At 59.5% G+C, this 3,845-nt stretch carries 4 protein-coding genes; all 4 read left to right on the top strand.

All coding sequences use genetic code 11. From position 1 onward, the window contains the following. Window positions 1–690, top strand: coding sequence for a hypothetical protein (locus tag FJ404_19555; protein ID MBM3825043.1), 690 nt, complete (start codon window positions 1–3; stop codon window positions 688–690). 327 nt (window positions 691–1,017) lie between these two features. After that, window positions 1,018–1,464 carry an IS200/IS605 family transposase gene (gene tnpA / locus FJ404_19550; protein MBM3825042.1) on the top strand — a complete coding sequence of 149 codons (447 nt, stop codon included), beginning with the start codon at window positions 1,018–1,020 and terminating at the stop codon, window positions 1,462–1,464. A gap of 7 nt (window positions 1,465–1,471) precedes the next feature. Beyond that, a complete protein-coding gene (locus FJ404_19545; protein ID MBM3825041.1) occupies window positions 1,472–2,521 on the top strand; it encodes a virulence RhuM family protein in 1,050 nt (349 codons plus the stop codon). Continuing rightward, the coding region (locus FJ404_19540; protein ID MBM3825040.1) for an HsdR family type I site-specific deoxyribonuclease at window positions 2,518–3,845 on the top strand (1,328 nt) is incomplete at its 3' end. The genes FJ404_19545 and FJ404_19540, both read left to right, overlap by 4 nt.

Genomic DNA, 3,845 nt, shown 5'->3' with positions numbered 1-3,845 from the left:
ATGCCTCCGACAGTGGGCGAACAACGCGCCATCGCGGAGGCGTTGAGCGATGTGGATGGGCTGCTGGGCGGGCTGGACCGGCTCATCGCCAAGAAGCGCGACCTCAAACAGGCCGCCATGCAGCAACTCCTCACCGGCCAAACCCGCCTCCCCGGCTTCCACGGCGAGTGGGAGGTGAAGCAGCTTGGAGACTTGGCTCAACTTTATCAGTCGGAAACCATCGGCCAATCTCTGTTCACGGAAGACGGTTTCCCGGTCTACGGTGCAAACGGGATAATCGGACGCTATTCCCGATACAACCACTCCACTTCGCAAATCACGATTTCTTGCCGGGGCAACTGCGGCACAGTCAATCGAACCGAGCAGTTCTCGTGGATTACAGGCAATGCGATGGTGATCAATATGGACAGGAACAAGTCGGTGAATCTGGACTTCATGTTTCACCTACTGAAGTCACAAGATTTCTCGGTTCTTGTGACGGGATCGGGCCAGCCGCAAATCGTCAGAGGCCCACTCGCTGAATTTCAGATTCGGCTGCCAGGGGATCGTGCCGAACAAACCGCCATCGCCGAGGTGCTGACGGAGATGGACTTGGAGCTGGCGGCGTTGGAGCAGCGGCGGGAGAAGACCCGCGCCCTCAAGCAGGCCATGATGCAGGAACTCCTCACCGGCAAAACGCGCCTTATATGAAACCGATTCCCGTTTTGAATCCGAAGGCGGCTGCGACCCATGCCGGGGTCGTGTCCATTTCGTCTGGATACCGGGGGTATCGCGTCGCTCAACCCCCGGCTAATGGCTGGCATCCCACCGGGATGATCGTTCCCGTCGCCACATTGCGTTCGCCCCGACTCGCTGAGATGGCCGTTCCCGAACCCGGAGGGTTCTCAGCCATTAGCCGGTGGTCGAGCGAGGAACGAGCGACACCACCGGACACCGGTCGAAATCAATCCCGCATCCCGGAGGGATGCCAGCCTCACCCGCGCTTTGGAACAATGTTCTCAACGCCAACATAATCGGATGTCCTCGACCTACCTGAGCCTGCATTACCATCTCGTGTTCTCCACCAAGAATCGCGAACCTCTCATCGCGTCCGAATGGCGGGCGCGTCTGCACGACTATCTCGGCGGGACGATTCGCGGGCTGGGCGGTTTTCCCGAAGGCATCGGCGGCGTGGCCGACCACGTTCATCTGTTCGTCGGCTTGAAGGCCACGCATTGCCTGGCGGATGTCATGCGCGAATTGAAAAAGGCAGCCTCGACATGGGTGCGTGATGAAATCGGTTTGCGCGCCTTCGCCTGGCAGGAGGGTTACGCCGCGTTTACCGTCAGCGCGACCTCGCGGGAGGCGGTGCGGCATTACATCGCCAATCAGGAGGAGCATCACCGGGCGAAATCGTTCCGCGAAGAACTGGTGGAGATGCTGAACAAGGCCGGAGTCGAATATGACCCGCAATACTTTGATTGAATCAGTCATGAACGACGAGCCATTGCCCCAATCTGAAATCATCCTCTATCAGACGGAGGACGGGCGGACACGCATCCAGTGTCGCTTTGAGAATGAAACGGTCTGGCTCACGCAGGCACTCATTGCGGAGTTGTTCGAGATCGGCGTGAACACGGTGAATTACCATCTGAAGGCGATCTTTGCCGAGGGAGAGGTGCGCCCGGAGGCAACTATTCGATATTATCGAATAGTTCGAGCCGAGGGCCGCCGGGAGGTGGCGCGGGAAATCGAACACTACAATCTGGACGCCATTCTCGCCGTGGGCTTCCGGGTGCGCAGCCACCGGGGCACGAAGTTCCGGCGGTGGGCCATCGGACGCTTGAACGAGTATCTGGTGAAGGGTTTCACCATGGACGACGAGCGGCTGAAGAATCCGCCGGGCAAGGGCCAGAAGGATTACTTTGACGAGCAACTGGAGCGCATCCGGGACATCCGGTCATCGGAGCGGCGCTTTTACCAGAAGGTGCTGGATATTTACGCGACGAGCGTGGACTACACGCCGAACACGGAGATGTCGCAGCAGTTCTTCGCCACGGTGCAGAACAAGATGCACTGGGCGGCACACGGCCAGACGGCGGCGGAGGTGATCCACGCACGGGTGGATGCGGCGAAGCCCTTCATGGGACTGCTAACGACGCGGCCCGGCGGCATCATCCGCAAGGAGGATGTGTCCATCGCTAAGAACTACCTCGGCGCGGAGAAACTCGGCACGCTGAACCGGATCGTGAACGCCTGCATCGAGTTTGCCGAACTGCGCGCGCTGCAACGCAAGGTGATGCCGATGCGGGACTGGATCGCGAAGCTGGATGAGTTTCTGAAGCTCTCCGAACACGAGCTGCTGGATCACGCGGGCAAAATCACGGCCGAGCAGGCGAAGATGAAGGCGGAGCTGGAATACGACCCCTACCGGAAGCTGCTGGATGCGCAGCCGCGCGCCGTGGATCTGGATTTTGACAAGGCGGTGAAGGACTTGAAGAAGCTGCCGAGCCGGCGCAAACCCAAACCCACGAAGTCATGAGCGGCATCGGCAAACCAGAGCGCGTGACGCAGAACCGGGTGATTGCCCTGTTCCGCGATGAACTCAACTACCGTTTCCTCGGCGACCGCAGCGACCGCGACAACAGCAACATCGAGGAGGAGTTGCTTACGGCCTGGCTGACGAAGTGCAAATACGCGCCGGAACAGATAAGCCGGGCGATTTACCTGCTGCGCACCGAGGCCACCAACCCGAACCGCAGCCTCTACGAGAACAACAAGGCGGTGTATTCGCTGCTCCGCTACGGCGTACCGGTGAAGATCGAGGCGGGCAAGGTCACGGAGACGGTCAATCTCATCAAATGGAAGGAGCCGGAGCAGAACGATTTCGTCATCGTCGAGGAAGTGCTGTTGCGTGGCGACAACGAACGCCGGCCCGACCTTGTGCTTTACGTCAACGGCATCGCCGTGGCGGTGATTGAACTCAAGAACAGCTACGTCTCCATCAGCGACGGCATCCGGCAGTTGCTTTCCAACCAGCAGAAAATGTTTCACGAGTGGTTCTTTGCCACGGTGCAAATTGTGTTCGCCGGGAACGATTCGGAAGGGCTGCGTTTCGGAACCATCGGCACGGAGGAGAAGTATTTCCTGAAATGGAAGGAGGACGAGGCGGACGACACGCGCTTCAAGCTGGACAAATATCTGCTCAAGATGTGCCGCAAGGACCGGCTCATCGAGTTGCTGCACGACTTCGTGCTGTTCGATGGCGGCATCAAGAAGCTGCCGCGCGTGCATCAGTATTTTGGCATCAAGGCGGCCCAGGCACGGGTGAAGAATTACGAGGGCGGCATCATCTGGCACACGCAGGGCAGCGGCAAAAGCATCGTGATGGTGCTGCTGGCAAAGTGGATTCTGGAAAACCTGCCCAACGCCCGTGTGCTCATCCTCACCGACCGCGATGAACTGGACAAACAGATCGAGCGGGTTTTCACGGAAGCGGGCGAGGCGATCTATCGCACCAGCAGCGGGGCGGACCTCATGGCGCACCTGGGCCAGGCCAAGCCGCGCCTGCTCTGCTCGCTCGTTCACAAGTTCGGGCGGAAGGGCGTGGATGATTTCGACGCGTTCCTTGAGGAACTGAAGAAGCAGCCCACGAAGTCGGTGGGTGAACTGTTCGTGTTCGTGGACGAGTGCCATCGCACGCAGAGCGGCAAGCTGCACAAGACGATGAAAGCCATGCTGCCCGGCGCGGTATTCATCGGCTTCACCGGCACGCCGTTGCTCAAGCAGGACAAGCAAACCAGCCTCGAAGTTTTCGGGAGCTACATCCACACCTACAAGTTCGGCGAGGCGGTCGAGGATGAAGT

This window comes from Verrucomicrobiota bacterium (assembly GCA_016871495.1).
In the GTDB taxonomy this organism is placed as follows: Bacteria; Verrucomicrobiota; Verrucomicrobiia; order Limisphaerales; family VHDF01; genus VHDF01.
Note: the sequence above shows the minus strand (reverse complement) of the source record. Positions and strands in the feature narration are given on the sequence as shown.

Coding starts and splice junctions, on each gene's coding strand:
- FJ404_19555 (MBM3825043.1), top strand. CDS start 1: ATGCCTCCGACAGTGGGCGAACAACGCGCCATCGCGGAGGCGTTGAGC.
- tnpA (MBM3825042.1), top strand. CDS start 1,018: ATGTCCTCGACCTACCTGAGCCTGCATTACCATCTCGTGTTCTCCACC.
- FJ404_19545 (MBM3825041.1), top strand. CDS start 1,472: ATGAACGACGAGCCATTGCCCCAATCTGAAATCATCCTCTATCAGACG.